Raw genomic sequence first — 21676 nt, 5'->3', positions numbered from 1 at the left:
CAACCTACGGATGACACCCAGCCGTCCCACCGCCCCGCGGACACCCAGCCCTCTCCCCGTCCGCCCGCGGACGGTGTCCAGCCACCTCGTCATCCCGCGGGCAGTCGTGCCGCTTGGGCGGCACGGGTGGGCGCGGACGGTGCCCTGCCGGTGCCGGTGAGCGCAATCCCGCCGACCCCGGCCCCGACCCCGGCCGCGGCCGACCCGGCCCCCAGCGGCCTCCCCTGGGCCGTCGCCGCCGTCGCCGCAGGCCTCGGCATGGAGTCGTACGCCGGCGTCACCGAGACCACCATCCGCACCGCCCTCCCCGGCGGCCTGGCCACCGGCCCCGTCGGCGTCCTGGTCGGCTGGTCGCTCACCGCCCTCGGCCTGGTCCTCGCCGCCCCCGCCCTCACCCACCTGTGCGGCCGCCTCCTCCAGGCCGTCCGCCCCGGCGCCCTCCGTCTCCTGGCCGGCCGCGTCCTGATGGCGGAGGCCACCCGGATCGGCCGCCCCCTCGGCGTCGTCTGCGCGGTGGCGTCCGCGGTCTTCGCGACGACCACCCTGCACGGCGGCCACCGGCCCCCCGCCGGCCCGCTCACCGTCCTCGGCGGCCTCGTGGTCGCCGGCTGCTCGGTGGCCACGCTCCTCACCGCCGCCGCGGAGGCCCGCCAGTCCCGCGCCGGCACCACCGAGGCGCTGCTCCGCCTCGGCGCCCCGGTGACGTTGCTGCGCGGCGCGGCGGCCCTGCGCACCGGCGCCCTGCTGGCCCTCCTCGGCCCCCTCACCCTGCTGATCGCCGACCTCGCCGCCCTGCCCCTGGTCCGCTGAGCGGTCGCGGGAAATTCACCGCACAGAAGTGCGGAGCGACCGATGACTTTCACGCCGCCCCCCGGTCTACCCCCCGAACAGCACGGCACCCGAGGGAGAGAGACCCCATGTACCAGCAGATGATCTTCGTGAACCTGGCCACCGACGACGTCGCCGCGTCGCGGAAGTTCTTCACGGCGCTCGGCTACTCGATCAACCCGCAGTTCAGCACCGACGACTGCTCCTGTGTCGTGATCAGCGACACGATCATCGCGATGCTGCTCGGCAAGCAGCGCTACGCCGACTTCACGAAGAAGGAGATCGCCGACTCCAGGAAGACCAGCGAGGTGCTGATCTGCCTGAGCGCGGAGAGCCGCGAGAAGGTCGACGAGCTGGTGGAGAAGGCGGTCGCGGCGGGCGGCACGGCGAACGACGACGTCCAGGACCAGGGCTTCATGTACGGCCGTTCCTTCGAGGACCTCGACGGCCACAGCTGGGAGGTCGTGTGGATGGACCCGGCGGCGGTCCAGGGCTGACCTCTTCGACGCGAACAGGTGTGCCAGCATGGGCGGGTGCATCCGACACCCGCCCAGCCGCAGTCCGCGGACCCGCAGCCGAACCGTGCCGCCCGTGACCGCGAGATCGAGTCGCTCGCCGAGTTCGACGAGGTGGTCGCCGAGCACGGCACACTCGCCCAGTACCGCGTCCAGGCCGTCGACCTGACGGACCGTACGGACGTCCTGCTCACCACCGACACCACCGGCGCCGTCTTCCTCGGCTGCCCGATGACGGCCGAGGCCGCGGCGCGGGTCGGCGCCTCGGGCGCGCTGGTGTTCCCGCCCGTGCCGGACCTCCCCTTCGATCCGTACCGCGCCTTCGCCTACACGCCCGACGAGTTGTTCGAGTCGCTCGCCGAGGGCTACGAGGCCACCCCGGACGCCCGTTCGTACGCGTGGTTCCAGCGGACCGGGGCGGACGGCGACATATTCGCCTCGATGCTGCGCTCGATCCACGACGACGCGGTCTCCGACGCGCTCGACGAACTCCTCGCCGACGCGCGGGTGGTGGGCGTGATGGGCGGGCACGCGATGGCGCGCGGCACGGCCGAGTACGCCGGTGCGGCCCGGCTCGGCCGGGAACTCGCGCGCGCCGGGTACACCGTGGCGACCGGCGGCGGCCCGGGTGCGATGGAGGCGGCGAACCTCGGCGCGTACGCGGCCCCCTTCGACGACGGAATGCTCGACGAGGCCCTCGAACTCCTCGCCAAGGCCCCGTCGTTCCGGCCCTCGGTCACCGAGTGGGCGCGGGCCGCCTTCGAGGTCCGCGGGCGCTGGCCGGACGGCGGCTCCTCGGTGGGCATCCCCACCTGGTTCTACGGCCACGAACCGCCGAACGCCTTCGCCTCGCACATCGCCAAGTACTTCGCCAACGCCACCCGCGAGGACGGCCTGCTGGCCCGTTCCGACGCCGGTGTGGTGTTCCTGCCGGGCGCGGCCGGGACCGTACAGGAGATCTTCGACAACGCCACGCCCAACTACTACGAGTCGCGGGGCGAGCCGACCCCGATGGTGCTCGTGGACGGGGCGCACTGGAGCGAGCGGCTGCCCGCCTGGCAGTTGCTGACCGCACTGGCAGGGGAGCGGTCGATGGCGTCCCGTATCGCCCTCGTTGACCGGATCGAGCAAGCTTCACAAGCGCTGAAACGTCTCAGCGCTTAATAAGCGAGTAAAGTCAACACCCGTGGACCGCATATGCATTGACACTGCTTATGGAGCGCTTATAGACCTGTGAGCCTCCTGGGGATACTGATGCCTCACCTCACCGTTGCGTCAACTCCCTCTCACCCCCCCGCAGTTATGCACTCAGTAAGGACAAACGTGTCCATATCCCGCCGCAGTGCACGTCGTTCCGTGCGCATCCTGGGTGTTGCCTCCGCGTCGGCCGCGCTGGTCCTGGGCGTCTCCAGCAACGCCCTCGCGTGCAACATCAAAGAGTTCTCCGCCGAAGCCACCTGCGACGGCTCCAACGGTGTCATCACGGTCACCGACCAGGACGCCACAGGTACTCCGGCCACCATCACCGTCTTCCTCGAGAACAACGGTGCCGACGCGAAGCAGGTCGGCGACGCCCAGACCGTGAAGGGCTCCAAGGAAGGTACGAAGGTCACCTTCTCCGAGGACTGGGCGCCCAACGCGACGTACCGCGTCCACGTCAAGGTCGACAGCGGCAAGACCCAGATCGACACGGACATCACGCCGAACCTGACGACGCCGTCGACCGCGTGCAAGTCCGAGGAGAGCGCCAGCCCCTCCCCGTCGGAGTCGGCCACCCCGTCGCCGTCGGCGTCCGAGTCCACGCCGGCCGAGTCGGACTCCCCGGCCCCGTCGGCCACGGAGAGCAGCAGCACCGCTCCGGCCGGGACGTCGGACAACGCCCCGTCCCCGGCGGTCGGTGAGTCCAACCTCGCCGAGACCGGTGCCAACTCCAACACCGGCCTGATCGCCGGTATCGCCGGCGCGCTGGTCGTGGCCGGCGGCGGAGCCGTCTGGTTCGGCATGCGCCGTCGTGGGGCGCACAGCGGAAACTGACCGCGCCGCTCACCCGTACAGCACCGAGGCCCGCCCCCGTTCCCCCGGGGACGGGCCTCGGTCGTACTCCCGAGGGCCGTCGCGCTCCGCGCGTCCGTCGTGCCCCGCCCGGCCGTCGTACTCCCGGGGGCCGTCGCGCTCCGCCCGGCCGTCGGTCGTCGTGCTCCGCGCGGCGGCCGTCAGTCCAGTACGACGGTCTCCGTCGCGTCGAACTCGACGCCCACCGTGTCCCCGGCCGCCGGCGCCCGCCTGAGCGCGCAGGCCGCCTCCAGACGCGGACCGCCGTCCTCGGGCTGGAGGTGGACGGTGACATGGGTGCCCTGGAAGGTCCGGGCTGCCACCGTGCAGGGCAGCCCCGCGTCGGCGGCGACGAGCCGTACGCCCGCGGGCCGCACCAGCAGCGTCCGCGTCCCCTGCCCCGAGCCCTCCGGCACCGGCAGCTTGCCCCACGGCGTCACCGCGGCCGCACCCTCGACGGTCGCCGGGACCACGTTGCCGAAGCCGAGGAAGCGGGCCACGAACTCGTCGGCGGGCCGCTGCCAGACGTCCAGCGGCGTACCGGACTGGGCGATCCGCCCGTCCCGCATCACCACCACCCGGTCGGCCAGCGCGAACGCCTCCCCCTGGTCGTGCGTCACGGCCAGCACCGTCGTCCCCAACCGCCCGAACAGCTCGCGGAGTTCGACCACCAGCCGCTCCCGCAGCGAGCGGTCGAGCTGCCCGAGCGGTTCGTCGAGCATCAGCAGCCGCGGCCGGGGTGCCAGCGCCCGCGCGAGCGCCACCCGCTGCTGCTCACCACCCGACAGTCCGGCCACCGCCCGCCGCGCGGCCCCCGGCAGCCCCACCAGTTCCAGCAACTCCCCCACCCGCGCCGCCTGCTGCTCCTTGCCGGCACCGCGCATCCGGAGCCCGAAGGCCACGTTCCCGCCCACGTCCCGCTGCGGGAACAGCTGATGGTCCTGGAACATCAGCCCGACCCCGCGCTGATGCGCCGGCACCCGCGCCTGGTCCTGACCGCCGAGCAACACCCGTCCGGCACCGAGCGGTTGCAGTCCGGCCACCGCCCGCAGCAGCGTCGACTTGCCGCTCCCGCTGGGCCCGAGCACACACACCACCTCGTGCTCGTCGACCGTCAGGTCCACCGCGTCGAGCACGGCCCGCGCGCCGAACCGCACGGTGGCCGCGTCCAGTTCCAGCAGCGGCATCAGAACTCCCCCGTCCGGTCGGTCCGCAGCCGTTCGAGAACCAGCAACGCCACCGCGCACACCACCATCAGAATCGTGGAAAGGGCCATCGCCTGGCCGTAGTTGAGGTCACCGGGACGGGACAGCAGCCGGGCCACCGCGACCGGGAGCGTCGGGTTGTCGGGCCGGGCGATGAACACCGTCGCCCCGAACTCGCCCAGGGACACGGCGAAGGCGAAGCCCGCCGCGACCAGCAGCGCCCGCCGCACCATCGGCAGATCGACCTCCCGCCACACCCGCCACGGCGAGGCGCCGAGCACGGCCGCCGCCTCCCGCAGCCGCCCGTCCACGGCCCGCAGCACGGGCAGCATGGTCCGTACCACGAAGGGCACCCCGACCAGCGCCTGCGCGAGCGGCACCAGGATCCAGGACTGCCGCAGATCCAGCGGCGGCTTGTCCAGCGCGATCAGGAACCCGAAGCCGACGGTCACGGCGGACACCCCGAGCGGCAGCATCAGGAGCGCGTCGAACCCCCGTACCAGGCGCCCCGCGTCCCGCCGGGCCAGCGCGGCGGCGGCGAGCCCGCCGACCAGCACCGCGACGGCGGTGGCGACGACCGCGTACTCCAGCGAGTTCACGACCGACTCGATCGGCGCGACCAGGAAGGTGCCGCCGTCGGCGTCGCCGAGCGCCCGGTAGTAACCCAGGCCGCCGTCGAAGGACCGGCGCACCAGCACCGCCAGCGGCAGCAGCAGGAGCACGGCGACGGTGGCGAGGACGCCGGTGAGCAGCGCCCACTGCCCGGCCCCGCGCGGCCGGCGGGCCGTCACCGACGGGTCCACCAGCCGCAGCGCGCTCTCCCGGCGCCGTACCGTCCACGCGTGCACGGCGAGGATCGCGCCGACCGCCACGAACTGCACCAGGGTCAGGACGGCGGCCGTGGAGAGGTCGAAGATCTCGGAGGTCTGGCGGTAGATCTCCACTTCGAGGGTGGCGAAGGTGGGCCCGCCGAGGATCTGCACCACCCCGAAGGAGGTGAAGGTGAACAGGAAGACCATCAGCGCGGCGGCGGCCACGGCGGGCGCCAGCGCGGGCAGCGTGACCTTCCGCCAGGCGGCCGTCGGCGAGGCGCCGAGCATCCGCGCGGCCTCCTCCTGGCGGGGGTCGAGCTGGGACCAGAGCCCGCCCACGGTCCGTACGACCACCGCGTAGTTGAAGAAGACGTGCGCCAGCAGGATGGCCCAGACGGTGGTGTCGAGCCGTACGCCCCACAACTCGTCCAGCAGGCCGCCCCGTCCGACGAGCGCGAGGAAGGCGGTGCCCACCACGACCGTCGGCAGCACGAAGGGGACCGTCACCACGGCCCGCAGCACCTGTCTTCCCGGGAAGTCGAGGCGGGCGAAGACGTACGCGGCGGGCAGCGCCACCAGCAGGGTGAGCGCGGTCGAGGCGAGCGCCTGCCAGGTGGTGAACCACAGCACATGGCGGATGTCGGACTGCCCGACGACGTCGGCGACCCGCCCGAACCGCCAGCCCCCGTCGGTCTTCAGGCCCCGGGTGACGATCGCGGCGACCGGCCAGGCGAAGAACACGGCGAAGAACGCGACGGGCCCGAGCATCAGCCCGAGCCGCACCGCGCCCGCCCGCCGCCCGGCCGCCGCGGCCACCGTTTCGGCGGCTGCCCCAGCGGCTACTTCAGTACGAGTGACGTCCACGTCTTGACCCACTGGTCACGGTTGGCGGCGATCCTGTCGGGCGCCATGGTCGCGGGGTCCTGCGCGGCAGGACCGTACTTCGTGAACTCGGCGGGCACCGTGGCCCCCTTGACCACCGGGTACACGAACATGTTGAGCGGCATGTCCTGCTGGAACTCCTTGGAGACCAGGAAGTCGATGAGCGCCTTGCCGCCCTTGGTGTTCCCCGCGTTGCTCAGCAGCCCGGCGAACTCGATCTGCCGGAAGCAGGTGCCGTCCGCGACGCCGGTGGGGGCGGTGCTGGGCTTCGGGTCGGCGTAGATGACCTCGGCGGGCGGCGAGGAGGCGTACGACACGACGAGCGGCCGGTCCCCCTTGGCCTTCCTGCCGCCGGCCGAACCGGAGAACTCCTCGTTGTAGGCCTGCTCCCAGCCGTCGACGACCTTGACGCCGTTGGCCTTGAGCCTCTTCCAGTAGTCCGGCCAGCCGGCGTCCCCGTACCGCGCGGCGGACCCCAGCAGGAAGCCGAGCCCGGGCGAGGAGGTGGCCGCGTTCTCGGTGACGAGGAGGTTCTTGTACTCCGGCTTGACCAGGTCGGCGTAGGAGGTGGGCGGGTTCAGCTTGTGCTCGCTGAAGTACGCCTTGTCGTAGTTGACGCAGATGTCGCCGTAGTCGACGGGCGTGACCCGGTGCTCGGCGGCGTCGAGCTGGTACGCGGTGCCGACCTGGTCGAGGCCCTTCGCCCGGTAAGGCTGGAAGAGGCCGTTGTCGAGGGCCCTGGACAGCAGGGTGTTGTCGACGCCGAAGAAGACGTCGCCCTGCGGGTTGTCCTTGGTCAGGATCGCCTTGTTGACTGCCTGCCCGGCGTCGCCGTCCTTGAGGACCTTCACCTGGTAGCCGGACTGCTTCTCGAAGTCCTGGAGCACGTTCTTGGAGACGGCCCACGAGTCGTGGCTGACCAGGGTGACGGTCTTGGAGCCGGCACCGGAGGCGCCGGAGTCCGACGACGACGAACACGCGGACAGCGTGACGAGACCGAGCCCTACGGCCGCGGCCACGAAGGTCTTGGTGTGCACTGGTGTTTTCCTCCTGGGGTGGACCAGGAAGAGACGCGGCCCCGCCCGGCAGCGCGAGGGCTCCCGGGCAGGGCGCAACAGCTTGAGTGATGACCGAACTTCCTACCCAGAATGACCTGGGCGAGGTTCAGAGGGTCTGCGGCCCGGTTGCCGCACTCTCAGCGCTGTGGCGCTCCCCTGTCGGAATATGAAGATGTGAGTACGGCCCTCAGATTACCGCTCGGTGGCCGCGAGCTGACCACAGGCACCGTCGATCTCCTGGCCACGGGTGTCCCGTACGGTGACGGGCACACCGTGCGCGGCGATCGCCTCGACGAACGCCTTCTCGTCCTCGGGCCGCGACGCGGTCCACTTCGAACCCGGCGTCGGGTTCAGCGGGATGAGGTTGACGTGCACGGGCTTGCCCCTGAGCAGCCGGCCGAGCCGGTCACCGCGCCACGCCTGGTCGTTGATGTCGCGGATGAGCGCGTACTCGATGGAGAGCCGCCGCCCGCTCTTCTCGACGTAGTCGAAACCGGCGTCGAGCACCTCGCGCACCTTCCACCGGGTGTTGACCGGGACGAGGGTGTCACGCAGTTCGTCGTCGGGGGCGTGCAGGGAGATCGCGAGCCGGCACTTGAAGCCCTCGTCGGCGAACCGGTGGATGGCCGGTACGAGTCCGACGGTGGAGACGGTGATCCCGCGCTGCGAGAGACCGAGTCCGTCCGGGGCGGGGTCGGTGAGCGCCCGGATGGCGCCGACCACCCGCTTGTAGTTGGCGAGCGGCTCGCCCATCCCCATGAAGACGATGTTGGAGAGCCGCGCCGGGCCCCCGGGGACCTCGCCGTCCCGCAGCGCCCGCATGCCGTCCACGATCTGGTGGACGATCTCGGCGGTGGACAGGTTCCGGTCCAGACCCGCCTGCCCGGTCGCGCAGAACGGGCAGTTCATCCCGCAGCCGGCCTGCGAGCTGATGCACATGGTGACCCGGTCCGGGTAGCGCATCAGCACGGACTCGACGAGCGTGCCGTCGAACAGCCGCCACAGCGTCTTACGGGTGGTGCCCTCGTCCGTCGACAGATGCCGTACGACCGACATCAGCTCCGGGAACAGCGCCTCCCGCAGCTTCTCCCGGGAGCCGGCCGGGATGTCCGTCCACTGCTCGGGGTCGTGCGCGTACCGCGCGAAGTAGTGCTGCGAGAGCTGCTTGGCGCGGAACGGCTTCTCCCCGGCCTCGGCCACCGCGTCCTTGCGCTCGGCGGGCGAGAGGTCGGCGAGATGCCGCGGCGGCTTCTTGGCTCCGCGCGGGGCGACGAAAGTGAGTTCTCCGGGCTTAGGCATAGCCCCACCAGTGTCGCAGATCCACACGGGTGGCCCTGCCGTCCGGTGTCCGGGGCCGGTGTCACCAGGTGACGGGGAGGGTGCGGGGGCCGCGGATCAGGCCCTGGCGCTGGAACTCGACCTGCTCGGGAGGGACGGCCAGGCGGATGGCCGGGAAGCGGGTCAGGACCGAGGCGATCAGCACCTCGGCCTCCATCCGGGCCATGATCGCGGCCATGCAGTGGTGGGGGCCGTGCCCGAACGCCAGGTGGGGGCCGTCCGTGCGGTCGAAGTCCAGGTCGTCGGGGTCGGCGAAGACCGCGGGGTCACGGTTGGCGGAGACGTACGCGTTGTAGACGACCTCGCCCGCCCGGATCAGCTGGCCGCCCACCTCGACGTCCTGGACGGCGACCCGCGGGATGCCGACGCCGTTGCGGTGCGGGACGTAGCGGAAGAGTTCGTCGACGGCCTTGGGCAGCAGTTCCGGCTCCCGGCGCAGCCGGTCCAGGTGCTTGGGGTGGGTGAGCAGCGCGTACATCATCGAGCCGCTGTTGTTGCGGACCGCGTGGCCGCCGCTGACCTGGATGGCGGTGGCCAGGGAGATCGCCTCGTCGTCGGTGATCTCGCCGGCCCCGGTGGCCTGTGCCAGCACCCCGGCGAGATCCTCGCGGGGCTTCTCGCGGCGGCTCCGGAGCAGTTCGGCGATCCGGGCCCGGGTGTCCCGGGCGGCCTGCCGGGCCCGCTGCTCGGAGTCGGCGCCGGCGGACAGCAGGGCCTCGCCGGTCGCCGCCCAGCGGTGCCAGTCCTTCTCGTCGACGCCGAGGAAGTCACGGATCACGGCGATCGGGAACGGCCCGTGCAGGTGCTCCATGAGGTCGGCGGGCGGGCCCGCCGCCTCCATCGTGTCGAGCAGTTCAGCGGCCCGGCGTTCCGCCATCGGCCGCAGCCGCTGCATGGCCCGCCCGGTGAAGGCCCGGGCGACGACCCTGCGCAGCCGGTTGTGCCGGGGCGGGTCGATGTACTGGAGGCCGGCCGTCTGTGAGGCCACCGGCTCCGGACGCATGCTGGTGACGTCGCGGCCGACGACCTCTTCCCGCGAGAACCGGGGGTCGGAGGTGACGAAGCGGACGTCCTCGTACCGGGTGACCAGCCATGCGTGGCCCTCGCCGTGCGGAAGCCTGATCCGGGTGACCGGCTCCTCCCGCAGCACCTCGTCCAGGAACGGGTCGGGGTCGAGCGCGGGCAGGTCGTCGACGGGCCAGAACCGCACCGGCGGAGGCGTCGGGACCGGGGACGGGGTGGCGGCCGGAGCCGGGTCGAGGGGCATGGGCAGACTCCCTGCACGTCGGAGGACACGGCGTCCTCACAGGGAGTCTCCCTCCGACCGGCCCGACCCTGCGATTTCTGGTGCGGCATCCGGGGGCGGACATGCCGGTGGGCCCGCGCCCGGCGAAGGACGGGGCCCACCCGTGGGAGTCGTACGGCAGCCGGTGCGGCGGCGGCCGGTCGTACGGCGGGCGGTGGTACGACCGCCGGTGTCGGTGCCGGGCCGCCTCAGCCGCTGCCGACGAACAGCACCATCAGCAGCCAGACCACCGGAGCGGTCGGCAGCAGCGAGTCCAGCCGGTCCATGATGCCGCCGTGGCCCGGCAGCAGCGTGCCCATGTCCTTGATGCCCAGGTCGCGTTTGATCATGGACTCGCCGAGGTCGCCGAGCGTGGCGCTGGCCGCGACCGCGAGGCCCAGCAGCAGGCCCTGCCACCAGGTGCCGTCGTCGATCAGGAACTGCATGCACAGCGCGCCCGCGACCATGGCGAACAGCACCGCCCCCACCAGGCCCTCACGGGTCTTGCCGGGGCTGATCCGCGGAGCGAGCTTGTGGGTGCCGAAGCGCCAGCCGACCGCGTAGGCACCGGTGTCGCTGACCACCGTGAGGAGCAGGAAGGTCATGACCCGCAGGGGGCCGTCCTCGGCGGTGAGCATCATCGCCACGAACGTGGCCAGGAACGGTACGTAGAACGCCGCGAAGAGACCCGCCGTGACGTCCTTGAGGTAGCCCTCCGGCGGTTCCGTCATCCGCCAGACCAGGACGGCGAGTCCGGTGAGCGCCAGCGCCACCCAGGCGCCCTCCGCACCGCGCGCGTAGCCGGCGACCACCATCGCCGCGCCGCCGAGCGCGAGCGGGACCAGGGGCGCCTTGATGCCCTTGCGCTCCTGGAGCCTGCTGGTCAGTTCCCACAGGCCCACCACGACCGCGACCGCCACCACGCCGACGAAGACGGCCTTGACGACGAACAGGGAGGCCACGATCACGACGCCCAGTCCGACGCCGACCCCTATGGCCGCGCCCAGGTCGCGCCCCGCGCTCTTCTTCTGCGGCGCGGGCGCCGGCTGCGGGGCGTCGGGCATGGGCTCCGGATTCTGCGGCGCGGCCGCGTGGGGCAGAGGCTGCGCCGACGGGGTGTCGTTGCGGAACAAGGGGCCGCTCAGCCGAGCGGCCCCCCGGTCGTCGTCCTGGTCTCCGCCGTACGCGGGTCCGTCGTCGGACACGATGGGCATGGGGCGAGTCTGCTGCGCGTCATGCGCATCGTACGCGGGACCCGCCGGGGCGGCTCCCTGGACGTACCCCGGGCCGTAGCCGTGGCCTCGGCCGTGGTCGTAGCCCTGCCCGGAACCGTGGACGTACCCCTGCCCGGAGCCGTCGACGGAACTGTGGGCATACCCCTGCCCGGAGCCGTCGACGGAACTGTGGGCATACCCCTGGCCGGTGCCGTCGACGGGCCCGTGGGCGTACCCCTGGCCGGTGCCGTCGGCGTACCCCTGGCCGGTGCCCTGATCGGTCGGCCGCCAGTACCCGGCCGATGCTGATCCGGCCTGCCCGGCCTGCGGCCCGGCGGGTGGCGGGGCTCCCCAGGATGAGTCGTTCATCAGACTTCGAGAAGCTCCGCTTCCTTGTGCTTGAGGAGCTCGTCCACCTGCGCGACGTACTTGTGCGTGGTGTCGTCGAGCTCCTTCTCCCCGCGGCGGCCCTCGTCCTCGCCGACCTCGCCGTCCTTGACGAGCTTGTCGATGGCCTCCTTGGCCTTGCGGCGCACGGAGCGGATCGACACCCGGGAGTCCTCGGCCTTGCTCTTGGCGACCTTGATGTAGTCGCGGCGGCGCTCCTCGGTGAGCTCGGGGAACACCACCCGGATGATGTTGCCGTCGTTGCTCGGGTTGACGCCCAGGTCCGAGTCGCGGATGGCCTGCTCGATGTTGCGCAGGGCCGTCTTGTCGAACGGGGTCACGACCGCCATGCGCGGTTCCGGCACGGAGAACGAGGCCAGCTGGTTGATCGGCGTCGGCGCGCCGTAGTAGTCGGCCACGATCTTGTTGAACATCGCCGGGTGCGCACGCCCGGTGCGGATCGCGGCGAAGTCCTCCTTGGCGACCACGACGGCCTTCTCCATCTTCTCCTCGGCCTCGAGGAGGGTCTCTTCGATCACCACTTGCTCCTGCGTGTCTTGAGTAAGGCCCGGCTGCGGTTCCGTTGCGGGGCGGCGGCCGGCTGCGTCGCGTCTTCTTCCTGCACGGTTCCCGACCGGCCGGACATTGTCCATCCCCCGGTCAGGGTCCGTCAGGCGTTGCCGGTCAGGCCCGGCCGCCCTGGTCACCCACCAACGTGCCGATCTTCTCACCCTTGACGGCCCGCGCGATATTGCCCTCGGCGAGCAGCTCGAAGACCAGGATCGGGAGCTTGTTGTCCCGGCAGAGCGTGATCGCGGTGGCGTCGGCGACCTTGAGCTCGCGGGTGATGACCTCGCCGTAGCCGAGGGCGTCGAACTTGACGGCGTCGGGGTTGGTCTTGGGGTCGGAGTCGTAGACCCCGTCCACCCCGTTCTTGCCCATGAGCAGCGCCTCGGCGTCGATCTCCAGGGCGCGCTGGGCAGCGGTGGTGTCGGTGGAGAAGTACGGCATGCCCATTCCGGCACCGAAGATGACCACGCGGCCCTTCTCCAGGTGGCGCACGGCGCGCAGCGGGATGTACGGCTCGGCGACCTGTCCCATGGTGATGGCGGTCTGGACGCGCGAGTCGATGCCCTCCTTCTCCAGGAAGTCCTGGAGGGCGAGGCAGTTCATCACGGTGCCGAGCATGCCCATGTAGTCGGAGCGGGCCCGGTCCATGCCGCGCTGCTGGAGTTCGGCGCCGCGGAAGAAGTTGCCGCCGCCGATGACGACCGCGATCTCGGCACCGTCACGGACGACGGCCGCGATCTCGCGGGCGATCTTGTGCACCACGTCGGGGTCGACCCCCAGGCCCCCGCCACCGGAGAAGGCCTCACCGGACAGCTTCAGCAGAAACCGGCCGCGTACTTTGCCGTCGTCGCTCTTCTGGGCCTTGGTGGTCATGGAGATCCCGCCTCTTTCACGTGGTGCACATACGAAGAAGGCCATTGCCGGTGGGGTCGCTTTTCGCTGCCCATGCGCGGCAATGGCCTCCTCGTCAGATCTGCTGCCGTCCGTCACGACCCTGGCTGTGGCCGGGTACCCGGACGGCTGCTGTCGACCGACCCTACCGGGATTTCCCCGTGGGTCGCGCGTCGATCGGGGTACGGACTCAGATGCCGACCTTGATGCGCGTGAAGCGCTTCAGGGTGACACCGGCCTCGTCCAGGACCTTCTGGACCGACTTCTTGTTGTCGAGCGCGTACGGCTGGCCGAGCAGCGTGGCGTCCTTGAAGAAGCCGTTCAGACGACCCTCGACGATCTTGGCGATCGCGGCCTCGGGCTTGCCCTCGGCGCGGGTGGTCTCCTCGGCGATCCGGCGCTCGGACTCGACGACCTCGGCCGGCACGTCCTCCTGGGCGAGGTACTTCGGCGCGAAGGCGGCGATGTGCTGGGCGACGCCCTTGGCGATGTCGGCGTTCGGCTTGTCCAGCTCGACGAGGACACCGATCTGCGGGGGCAGGTCGGGCATCGTGCGGTGCATGTACGCGAGCACGAAGCCGTCGGAGAACTGCGCGAAGCGGTCCAGGACGATCTTCTCGCCGAGGTTGGCGTTGGCCTCGTCGACGTACGCCTGGACGGTCTTGCCGGGCTCGATCTCGGAGGCGAGCAGCGCCTCCAGGTCGGCCGGGGAGGTCTTGGCGACGTGCTCGGCGATGGTGTTGGCCACGGCCTGGAACTTCTCACCCTTGGCGACGAAGTCCGTCTCGCACTTCAGCTCGACGAGGACGCCGGAGGAGTTGTCGTCGGCGATGATCGAGACCACGGCGCCGTTCTCGGCGGAGCGGCCCTCGCGCTTGGCGACGCCCTTCTGGCCCTTGATGCGGAGCGCCTCGACGGCCTTGTCGACGCTGCCCTCGGCCTCGTCCAGCGCCTTCTTGCAGTCCATCATGCCGGCGCCGGTGAGCTCGCGGAGCTTCTTGACGTCAGCGGCGGTGTAGTTCGCCATGAGTCGTTAAGTCTTTCTCGAAGTCGGGAGATCTGCCCGATCCACGATCCACATGTAGATGCTGACCGCGAACCTATGGGTGAACGGCGGGGGCGTCCGGGATGTCGGTGCCCCCGCCGTCGACGCTGAAGGGTCAGGCCTGCTCGGCGTCCGCGGCCGGAGCCTCGGCGGTCTCGGCGGCCGGGGCCTCGGCGGCGGGCGCCTCGGCGGCCGGGGCCTCGGCGGGCTTCTCGGCCTCGTCGGCCTTCTTCTCGCCCTCGAGCAGGTCGCGCTCCCACTCGGCCAGCGGCTCGCCCGCGGCCTTCTCGCCCTTGTCACCGGTGGCGACACGGGAGCGGGAGATGAGACCCTCGGCGACCGCGTCGGCGATCACGCGGGTCAGCAGGGTGACGGAGCGGATCGCGTCGTCGTTGCCGGGGATCTTGTAGTCGACCTCGTCGGGGTCGCAGTTGGTGTCGAGGATCGCGACGACCGGGATGTTCAGCTTCCGGGCCTCACCAACGGCGATGTGCTCCTTCTTGGTGTCCACGATCCAGACGGCGCTGGGCACCTTCTGCATCTCGCGGATACCGCCGAGGGTCTTCTCCAGCTTGGCCTTCTCGCGCGAGAGCACGAGAAGCTCCTTCTTGGTCAGACCGGACGCGGCGACGTCCTCGAAGTCGATCTGCTCGAGCTCCTTGAGGCGCTGGAGACGCTTGTAGACGGTGGAGAAGTTGGTGAGCATGCCGCCCAGCCAGCGCTGGTTGACGTAGGGCATGCCGACGCGGGTGGCCTGCTCGGCGATGGCCTCCTGCGCCTGCTTCTTCGTGCCGACGAACATGACCGTGCCGCCGTGGGCGACGGTCTCCTTGACGAACTCGTAGGCCCGGTCGATGTACGACAGCGACTGGAGCAGGTCGATGATGTAGATGCCGTTGCGCTCGGTGAAGATGAAGCGCTTCATCTTCGGGTTCCAGCGACGGGTCTGGTGACCGAAGTGGACGCCGCTCTCCAGCAGCTCCCGCATCGTGACGACGGCCATGGCCGTATCTCCTTGAATTTCTCGGTTGTGCCGCGGGGGCCGGACGGCTCCCGCGCCTGACGCCCGTGTGCGCTGTGCCGCGAAGGACCGAGAAGCGCTGACACCTGCCTGTGAGGGCGGGATGTCGGGGCGTGCGAAGTCGACCCGGTGGCCCGGATCGCCAGAAGAAGTGTACGGGACCGGCGGGGTGCCGGGTGACGCCGCTGTCCACAACCGGGAAGTGGTCCACAGGTACCGGCCATGATCGGCGTGGCTGCGGGACGGTGTCGGCATGCGACGAACGAGGTGGTGGACGTGGGTGACGACGGTGTCGCCGCTGGTCCTGGCGGTGGCGACGGCGGTGGCGGTGGCTGTGGCCCGGGCGGATGCCGGGGCGCCGGCGCCTGTTCCGGTTCCGGCGGTCGCCCGTGCGTGGCCGGTGGGGGTACGACCGCCGGTCCTGCGCGGCTGGGAGCCCCCGGCGTCGGTGTACGGGCCCGGGCACCGGGGACTCGATCTGGGCGCGGCGACCGGCGAGCCGGTGCGGGCGGTGGCGGCCGGCCGGGTCTCCTACGCGGGGCGGGTGGCGGGACGGGGTGTGGTGGCGGTGGAGCTGGCGGACACGGACCTGCGCACGACGTACGAGCCGGTGAGGGCGACGGTGCGCAAGGGGGACGAGGTGGCGGCGGGGCAGGTGGTCGGAACGGTGGAGGTGGAGGGGGCGGGAACGGCGGCGCACTGCGGGGCGGTGGCGTGCGTGCACTGGGGGTTGTTGCGCGGGGAGACCTATCTGGATCCGTTGCTGCTGTTGCCGCCGTGGCTGTTGAACGGGGGCCCGTCGAGACTGCTGCCGGTACTGGGGGTCCCGCTGCCGAAGGGGTCGTGAGGGCCGGTCACGCGACCGCGCCCGGTGCGGGTCGGTTGCGCGACCGCAGCCCGGTTGGGGGTCGGTTTCGCGACCGCGGCCCGGTGGGGGACCAGTTTCGCGACCGCAGGCCGGTGGGGGACCAGTTTCGCGACCGCGGTCCGGTGGGGGATCGGTTTCGCGACCGCGGTCCGGTGGGGGCTGATCGCGCAGTTCCCCGCGCCCTTTACGGGGCGCCCTGACGGGGCGCTACAGCGACCGGCGCTTTGGCCCTTCAGCCCCGCACACCCCGTAGCGCCATCGCCACGGCCGCGTCTGTGATGACCCCGGGATCCTCCGCCGCGCCCAGCTCGATGCGGCGGACCGCGGCGTCCACGACGCCCTGGAGCAGCATCGCCGCCAGCCGGGGCTGCTCGTGGCCCAGCTCCCCCAGCGCCGCGACGATCATCGCGACCAGGCCGCCGTGCGCGGCGCGGATCTTCTCGCGGGCCCCGGCGTCCAGCTCGCTCGCCGAGATCGCGACCACCGCCCGGTGCCGCCGGTCCCCGACCAGGGTCAGCTGCCGGCGCACATACGCCTCGACCTTGTCCTCCGCGGTGGCCGCCCGCTCCATCGCCGTCTCGACCTCCGCCGCCCACACGGGGAAGTCGACCTCGCACAGCTCCTCGACCACGGCGGCCCGGGAGCGGAAGTACTCGTACACCGACGACCGCGCGAGCCCGGTCCGCTCGGCGAGCGCCGGGAACGTCAGCGCCTCCGTCCCGCCGTCGGACAGCAGGGACCGCGCCGCGTCCAGCAGGGCGGCTCGCTGCATCGACCGGTGCTCGGCCACGGAGGCCGCTCGAATCCTTGGCACGGCGTCCACTTTACGGACGCACCGGGCCGTGCGGGAGGCAGCACGACGGGGACGCCGGCCACCTCGCCGGTACCGTCGGCGGAAAACCCTCGCTCAGCGGCCGAAACTCGCCAGCTTCGCGCGCAGCTGTAGCACCGACTTGGTGTGGATCTGGCTGACCCGGCTTTCGGTGACCCCGAGTACGTTCCCGATCTCGGCGAGGGTGAGTCCCTCGTAGTAGTAGAGGGTGACCACGGTCTTCTCCCGGTCGGGCAGCGTGTTGATCGCGCGCGCCAGGAACCGCCGCAGCTCCCGGTCCTCGGCCACCTCCACGGGGTCGTCCGCGGCGGTGTCCTCCAGCGTGTCCATGAAGCTGAGGCCGTCGCCGCCCTCGCCGCCGACGTGCAGCAGCTCCTCCAGGGCCACCACGTTGGCCAGGGACAGCTGACTGAAGACGGCATGGAGCTCGTCGACCTCGATGCCCAGCTCCGCCGCCACCTCCCCCTCCGAGGGCGTTCTGCGCAGCCGCGCCTCCAGGGTGGCGTAGGCCCGCTCGACGTTGCGGGCCTTCTGCCGCACCGAACGCGGGATCCAGTCCAGTGCCCGCAGCTCGTCGATCATGGCGCCGCGGATCCGGGTGATCGCGTACGTCTCGAACTTGATCTCCCGGTCGACGTCGAACTTCTCGATCGCGTCGATCAGCCCGAACACCCCGGAGGAGACGAAGTCGGCCTGCTCCACGTTGGGCGGCAGACCGACGCTCACCCGCCCGGCCACGTACTTGACCAGCGGCGAGTAGTGCAGGATCAGCTGCTCCCGCAGCCGGTCGTCCCCTGTCGCCTTGTACGACCGCCACAGCTCGTCGAGTGTCGAGGGAGCGGGCGGCCGCACGCTGCCACCGTCACGGGCGGCTGGGGGGATCGCCGCCCGGTCGGACCCGGAGGTGTGCTGGGGCATTCGTCGCCTTGTGCCGTTCTGCTGTGAAGTGCCAGGAATTGCCGTGATGTGCCGAGAGACGGGATGGGCCGGGGAGAAGGGATGTCGGGCGCGGGGTCGGTCAGAGGTCGGCGGGCGTGGTCCGCGCGGGGCTTTTCGTGAGCGTAGCGTGACTGAGGAGTCGCGGTGCGCGAACAACGAGGCTCCACCCCTGCGCGAACCCCCTGTACGGCGCGTCGGAGCGCGTCCGGCAGGTCGCTCTGTGTGATCGCGCGGGGCGTCAACTCCGGGAATTCCCAAGGGCGTCGGGCGTTCCCCCGGACGGCCGAACACGCTCGGTCAGCACCGACTCCGACCGCCCCTGACCGAGATCAACGCCTGGCGTGTCAACTTCCAGCCGTCGTCGTGTCGTTCGACGTAACCAAGTGCTCGGAGTTCGTACAGCCTCGCGACCGCCTCGTCCTGGGACGTCTGGGCGCCGCGGGCCACCTCTTCGGGTGATGCCGGCCGGTTGCCGGGCAGGGCGGCCAGGACCTGCCGGGCGGCGGGCTCCAGCAGGTCCCGCGGGAGGACGGGACCGCGTCTGGCCGGGGCCAGCTCGCCCATGTCGCCCACGAGTTCGACGACTTCCGCGGCGTCGGTGACCAGCACGGACTCGCCTCTCAGCAGTTCGTGCACCCCGGCCGAGAGGGCGCTGGTGGCCGGTCCGGGCACGCCCATCGTGAACCGGCCGAGCCGCTGCGCCGCCCGTGCGGTGACCAGCGATCCGCTGCGGTGGGCGGCTTCCACCACGACGGTTCCCCTGGTGAGGGCGGCGATGACCCGGTTGCGTAGCACGAACCTGCTGGGGGTGGGGTGTTCGCCGGGCGGCAACTCCCCCACCACCAGTCCCTGTTCGGCGATCCGGTTGATCAACTCGGTGTGTCCTCGGGGGTAGGGCCGGTCGACCCCGCAGGCCAGGACGGCGACGGTGGCGCCGCCGGCGCCGAGGGCTCCGCGGTGGGCGGCGCCGTCGACGCCGTAGGCACCGCCGGACACCACCACCCAGCCGCGCTCGGCGAGCCCGGCGCCGAGGGTGGCCGCCATGTGGGCGCCGTACTCGGTACAGGCCCGGGCGCCGACGACGGCGACGGCCTGGAGCGCCCACATGCGCAGACCGGGCCGCCCCCGCACCCACAGCCCGAGGGGCCGCGCGTCCCCCAGGTCGTCGAGCTGAACCGGCCACTCGACGTCGCCGGGGGCGACGAACCGCACCCCCGCCTCCCGGGCGGTCGCGAGGTCCTGTCCCGGGTCGGCCCGGGCCGCCCTGGCCAGGAGACCGGCCCAGCGGGCCCCGCTCACCCCGGGCAGGGGCGGCCCGCCGCCGCGCAGGCGGTGGACCACCTCCGGCACGCCGTACTCCCGCAGCCACCGCCCGCCCGTCTCGTCGCCGGGTTCGAGGACCCGGGTGAGGAAGACCCGGGCGAGCGGTCCGCCGTCGGTCATGTCGCGGCCCCTTCCAGGACCGCGCCGCGCCGGACTCCGGTACGCAGCTCCAGGGCGAGGTTGACGTCGTTGGCGCTGGGCCGGTCGTGGCCCGCCAGGTCGGCCAGGGTCCAGGCGACCCGGAGCACCCGGTCGAAGCCGCGGGCGGTGAGCAGCCCCCGGTCGAGGTCCAGTTCGGCCTTGGCCAGCGCGCCGGGCCTGACGTGCCAGCGGGTGCGCAGTTCATGGCCGGGGACCTCGCTGTTGGTGCGCCAGGGCAGCCCCTCGTAGCGACGGGCGGCCCGTTCCCGGGCACCGCGCACCCGGTCGGCCACGGCGGCGGAGGACTCGGCGCCGGTGTGGAGCCGGAGCAGTTCGTCCCGGGCGACCGGTTCGACGCTCACCCTGAGGTCCACGCGGTCCATCAGGGGCCCGGAGAGCCGGGCCCGGTACCGCTTGATCGAGGAGGGCCGGCACTCGCAGGCGTCACCGGGGGTGCCGTGCCTGCCGCACGGGCAGGGGTTGGCGGCCAGGACCATGAGGAACCTCGCCGGCATGCGCAGTATCCCGGCGGCCCGGGCGACCACCACGTGCCCCGACTCCAGGGGCTGGCGCAGGGCGTCGAGGACACTGCTGTGGAATTCTGCGGCTTCGTCCAGAAAAAGCACGCCATGGTGGGCCAGGGACACCGCGCCTGGGCGGGGCAGGCCGGTTCCGCCGCCGACCAGGGAGGCCATGGTGGCCGAGTGGTGCGGGGAGCAGTAGGGCGGCCTGTTGACCAGGGGGTGCCCGGGTGGCAGCATCCCGGCGACCGAGTGGACGGCGGTGACCTCCAGGGACTCCTGGCGGCCCAGCTCGGGCAGCAGCCCCGGGAGCCGCTCGGCCAGCATGGTCTTGCCCGCGCCCGGCGGGCCCTTGAAGAAGACGTGGTGGCGCCCCGCCGCGGCCACCTCGAGGGCGGCCCGGGCCACGTGCTGCCCGGCGACGTCCGCCAGGTCGGGCGCGTGCTCGCCGGTCACCGGGCCGGTGGCGAGTCCCATGCCGGGCAGGGCCAGGCCGGCGAGGAAGGGGTCGGGACGGATCTCTCCGGCGACGGGCTCCTCGTCGGGCACCGGTTCGTCGGTGAGCACCGCGATCAGCTGGCGCAGGCTGCGCACGCCCAGCACCGACACCCCCGGCACCAGCGAGGCCTCCGGAACCGCGCTCTCCGGCACCACCACCTGTTCGTATCCGGCGTCGGCGGCGGCCAGCACCGCCGGGAGGATGCCCCGTACCGGGCGCACCCGGCCGTCCAGGCCGAGTTCGCCGATCATCACGATCTCGGCGAGCACCCGGGGATCGATCCGCTCGGCCGCCCCGAGCACGGCGGCGGCCACCGCGAGGTCGAAGCCGCTGCCGCTCTTCGGCACCGACGCCGGGCTGAGCCCCACCGTCAGTTTCTTCGAGGGCCAGGGGGCGCCCGAGTTCACCACCGCGGCCCGGACCCGGTCCTTGCTCTCCGTCAGGCTCTTGTCCGGGAGCCCCACCAGCGTGAAGGCCGCCACGCCCGGCTCCAGGTCGGCCTGGACCTCCACCACCACGCCCTCGACGCCCACCAGCGCCACCGAGCAGGTCCGTGCGAAACCCATCTCAGGCCACCCCCCGGACGTGCTCGACCACGGGTGCCCCGCGTCGCGGCAGGACCACGCCGATCACGTCGATGCGGACACCGCCCGGCGGCGCCCCTCCGTGGGCGTGGATCCAGTGTTCGGCGAGGTCGCGCAGCCGTTCCGCCTTCTCGGGCGAGACGGCGGCCATGGGATGCTCGAACACCCCCGCCCGCCGGGTCTTCACCTCGCAGACGACCAGGACGTCCCCGTCCCGCGCCACGATGTCGATCTCGCCCGTCCTGCCGCAGCGCCAGTTGCGCTCCAGCACTGTCAGGCCGGTCTCCGTCAGCCGCCGCGCGGCCAGCGTCTCGCCGTACCTGCCGAGTGCGCTGCGGGCCCGATGGGTGTTCATGTCGGCACCACCTCCGGCGCCAACCGTCACGCACACCGCACCCGAAAGTTGATCTTGGTGGGTTACTCAGCCGTTGTGGACAACTCCGTCACCCACACGAGCGACCGCACAAACGATCCACGCCGATCCACGCCGACGCCGAGGGCTCAGCCGCCCGGCAGCTCCAGGTCGCTCTTGTTCAGCTCCTCGATGTTCACGTCCTTGAACGTAAGCACGCGGACCTGCTTCACGAAGCGAGCCGGCCGGTACATGTCCCAGACCCAGGCGTCCGCCATGGACACCTCGAAGAAGACCTCGCCCTGGACCGAGTGCACCTGCATCTCGTAGTCGTTGGTGAGGTAGAAGCGCCGCTCGGTCTCGATCACGTATTTGAACAGACCGACGACATCGCGGTACTCCCGGTAGAGCTTCAGCTCCATCTCGGTCTCGTACTTCTCGAGGTCCTCGGCGCTCATGGCATGTTCCCCTTCAGCCGTGCGATCCCACCATTGTGCGCCAGTACCGCGCGCCC

Annotated in this window: 20 protein-coding genes and 1 pseudogene; 5 read left to right on the top strand and 16 right to left on the bottom strand. The window is 71.7% G+C overall.

Annotated elements, in window-relative coordinates; genetic code table 11:
- The 4 genes and pseudogenes from AAW13_RS14775 to AAW13_RS14760 all read left to right on the top strand — a co-directional run.
- A pseudogene (locus AAW13_RS14775) lies at positions 1–810 on the top strand (hypothetical protein); the annotation flags it as partial.
- A 107-nt stretch (positions 811–917) separates the two neighbouring features.
- Complete coding sequence (locus tag AAW13_RS14770) at positions 918–1325, top strand: VOC family protein (RefSeq protein WP_046727853.1); 408 nt, start codon at positions 918–920, stop codon at positions 1323–1325.
- A 36-nt stretch (positions 1326–1361) separates the two neighbouring features.
- Positions 1362–2507, top strand: a complete 1146-nt coding sequence (locus AAW13_RS14765) for an LOG family protein (protein ID WP_046727852.1) — start codon at positions 1362–1364, stop codon at positions 2505–2507.
- 138 nt (positions 2508–2645) lie between these two features.
- Positions 2646–3377 (top strand): LAETG motif-containing sortase-dependent surface protein, encoded by a 732-nt coding sequence (locus tag AAW13_RS14760; protein ID WP_071659552.1) that lies wholly within the window; start codon positions 2646–2648, stop codon positions 3375–3377.
- A gap of 179 nt (positions 3378–3556) precedes the next feature.
- Here AAW13_RS14760 and AAW13_RS14755 read toward each other — a convergent pair whose 3' ends face one another.
- From AAW13_RS14755 to rpsB, 10 genes are all read right to left on the bottom strand, one after another.
- A complete protein-coding gene (locus AAW13_RS14755) occupies positions 3557–4582 on the bottom strand; it encodes an ABC transporter ATP-binding protein (RefSeq protein ID WP_046727850.1) in 1026 nt (341 codons plus the stop codon).
- The gene (locus AAW13_RS14750; protein ID WP_046727858.1) at positions 4582–6180 is read right to left on the bottom strand and encodes an ABC transporter permease; all 1599 of its coding nucleotides are present in this window, start codon (positions 6178–6180) and stop codon (positions 4582–4584) included. Before AAW13_RS14750 ends, AAW13_RS14755 begins: the two co-directional genes overlap by 1 nt.
- A gap of 71 nt (positions 6181–6251) precedes the next feature.
- Positions 6252–7331, bottom strand: coding sequence for a thiamine ABC transporter substrate-binding protein (locus AAW13_RS14745; RefSeq protein WP_046727849.1), 1080 nt, complete (start codon positions 7329–7331; stop codon positions 6252–6254).
- 213 nt (positions 7332–7544) lie between these two features.
- On the bottom strand, positions 7545–8651 hold the full coding sequence (gene rlmN, locus AAW13_RS14740) for a dual-specificity RNA methyltransferase RlmN (protein ID WP_046727848.1): 1107 nt from the start codon (positions 8649–8651) through the stop codon (positions 7545–7547).
- 61 nt (positions 8652–8712) lie between these two features.
- Entirely contained in the window at positions 8713–9957 is a 1245-nt protein-coding gene (locus AAW13_RS14735) for a cytochrome P450 (RefSeq protein WP_046727847.1), read from the bottom strand.
- 227 nt (positions 9958–10184) lie between these two features.
- Entirely contained in the window at positions 10185–11558 is a 1374-nt protein-coding gene (locus AAW13_RS14730; protein ID WP_240528619.1) for a phosphatidate cytidylyltransferase, read from the bottom strand.
- Positions 11558–12115 (bottom strand): ribosome recycling factor, encoded by a 558-nt coding sequence (gene frr / locus AAW13_RS14725; protein WP_046727856.1) that lies wholly within the window; start codon positions 12113–12115, stop codon positions 11558–11560. Before frr ends, AAW13_RS14730 begins: the two co-directional genes overlap by 1 nt.
- Before the next feature lie 145 nt (positions 12116–12260).
- Positions 12261–13019: a UMP kinase gene (gene pyrH / locus AAW13_RS14720; RefSeq protein WP_046727846.1), complete on the bottom strand. Its 759-nt coding sequence runs from the start codon at positions 13017–13019 to the stop codon at positions 12261–12263.
- Positions 13020–13227: 208 nt separating this feature from the next.
- Positions 13228–14064 carry a translation elongation factor Ts gene (gene tsf, locus AAW13_RS14715; protein WP_046727845.1) on the bottom strand — a complete coding sequence of 279 codons (837 nt, stop codon included), beginning with the start codon at positions 14062–14064 and terminating at the stop codon, positions 13228–13230.
- A gap of 133 nt (positions 14065–14197) precedes the next feature.
- Entirely contained in the window at positions 14198–15085 is an 888-nt protein-coding gene (gene rpsB / locus AAW13_RS14710; protein WP_046727844.1) for a 30S ribosomal protein S2, read from the bottom strand.
- Positions 15086–15356: 271 nt separating this feature from the next.
- Between rpsB and AAW13_RS14705 the strand changes: the two genes are divergently transcribed.
- On the top strand, positions 15357–15950 hold the full coding sequence (locus AAW13_RS14705) for a murein hydrolase activator EnvC family protein (protein ID WP_079178815.1): 594 nt from the start codon (positions 15357–15359) through the stop codon (positions 15948–15950).
- Positions 15951–16203: 253 nt separating this feature from the next.
- On the opposite strand, the gene AAW13_RS14700 is transcribed toward AAW13_RS14705, so the two are convergent.
- From AAW13_RS14700 to AAW13_RS14675, 6 genes are all read right to left on the bottom strand, one after another.
- Positions 16204–16761 (bottom strand): TetR/AcrR family transcriptional regulator, encoded by a 558-nt coding sequence (locus AAW13_RS14700; protein ID WP_046727843.1) that lies wholly within the window; start codon positions 16759–16761, stop codon positions 16204–16206.
- Between the two features lie 117 nt (positions 16762–16878).
- Positions 16879–17721 (bottom strand): RNA polymerase sigma factor WhiG, encoded by an 843-nt coding sequence (gene whiG / locus AAW13_RS14695; RefSeq protein ID WP_046727842.1) that lies wholly within the window; start codon positions 17719–17721, stop codon positions 16879–16881.
- Between the two features lie 318 nt (positions 17722–18039).
- Positions 18040–19185 (bottom strand): DNA-processing protein DprA, encoded by a 1146-nt coding sequence (gene dprA, locus AAW13_RS14690; protein ID WP_046727841.1) that lies wholly within the window; start codon positions 19183–19185, stop codon positions 18040–18042.
- Positions 19182–20792: a YifB family Mg chelatase-like AAA ATPase gene (locus tag AAW13_RS14685; protein ID WP_046727840.1), complete on the bottom strand. Its 1611-nt coding sequence runs from the start codon at positions 20790–20792 to the stop codon at positions 19182–19184. The genes dprA and AAW13_RS14685 overlap by 4 nt, the downstream gene beginning before the upstream one ends.
- 1 nt (position 20793) lies before the next feature.
- Complete coding sequence (locus AAW13_RS14680; protein WP_046727839.1) at positions 20794–21165, bottom strand: YraN family protein; 372 nt, start codon at positions 21163–21165, stop codon at positions 20794–20796.
- 146 nt (positions 21166–21311) lie between these two features.
- Positions 21312–21620 carry a DUF2469 domain-containing protein gene (locus AAW13_RS14675; protein ID WP_003965949.1) on the bottom strand — a complete coding sequence of 103 codons (309 nt, stop codon included), beginning with the start codon at positions 21618–21620 and terminating at the stop codon, positions 21312–21314.
- Positions 21621–21676: the final 56 nt, after the last annotated feature.

The organism is Streptomyces humi, from assembly GCF_001005085.2.
GTDB lineage: Bacteria > Actinomycetota > Actinomycetes > Streptomycetales > Streptomycetaceae > Streptomyces > Streptomyces humi.
The sequence above is the reverse complement of the archived record's forward strand: the minus strand, read 5'-3'. Positions and strand labels throughout refer to the sequence as shown.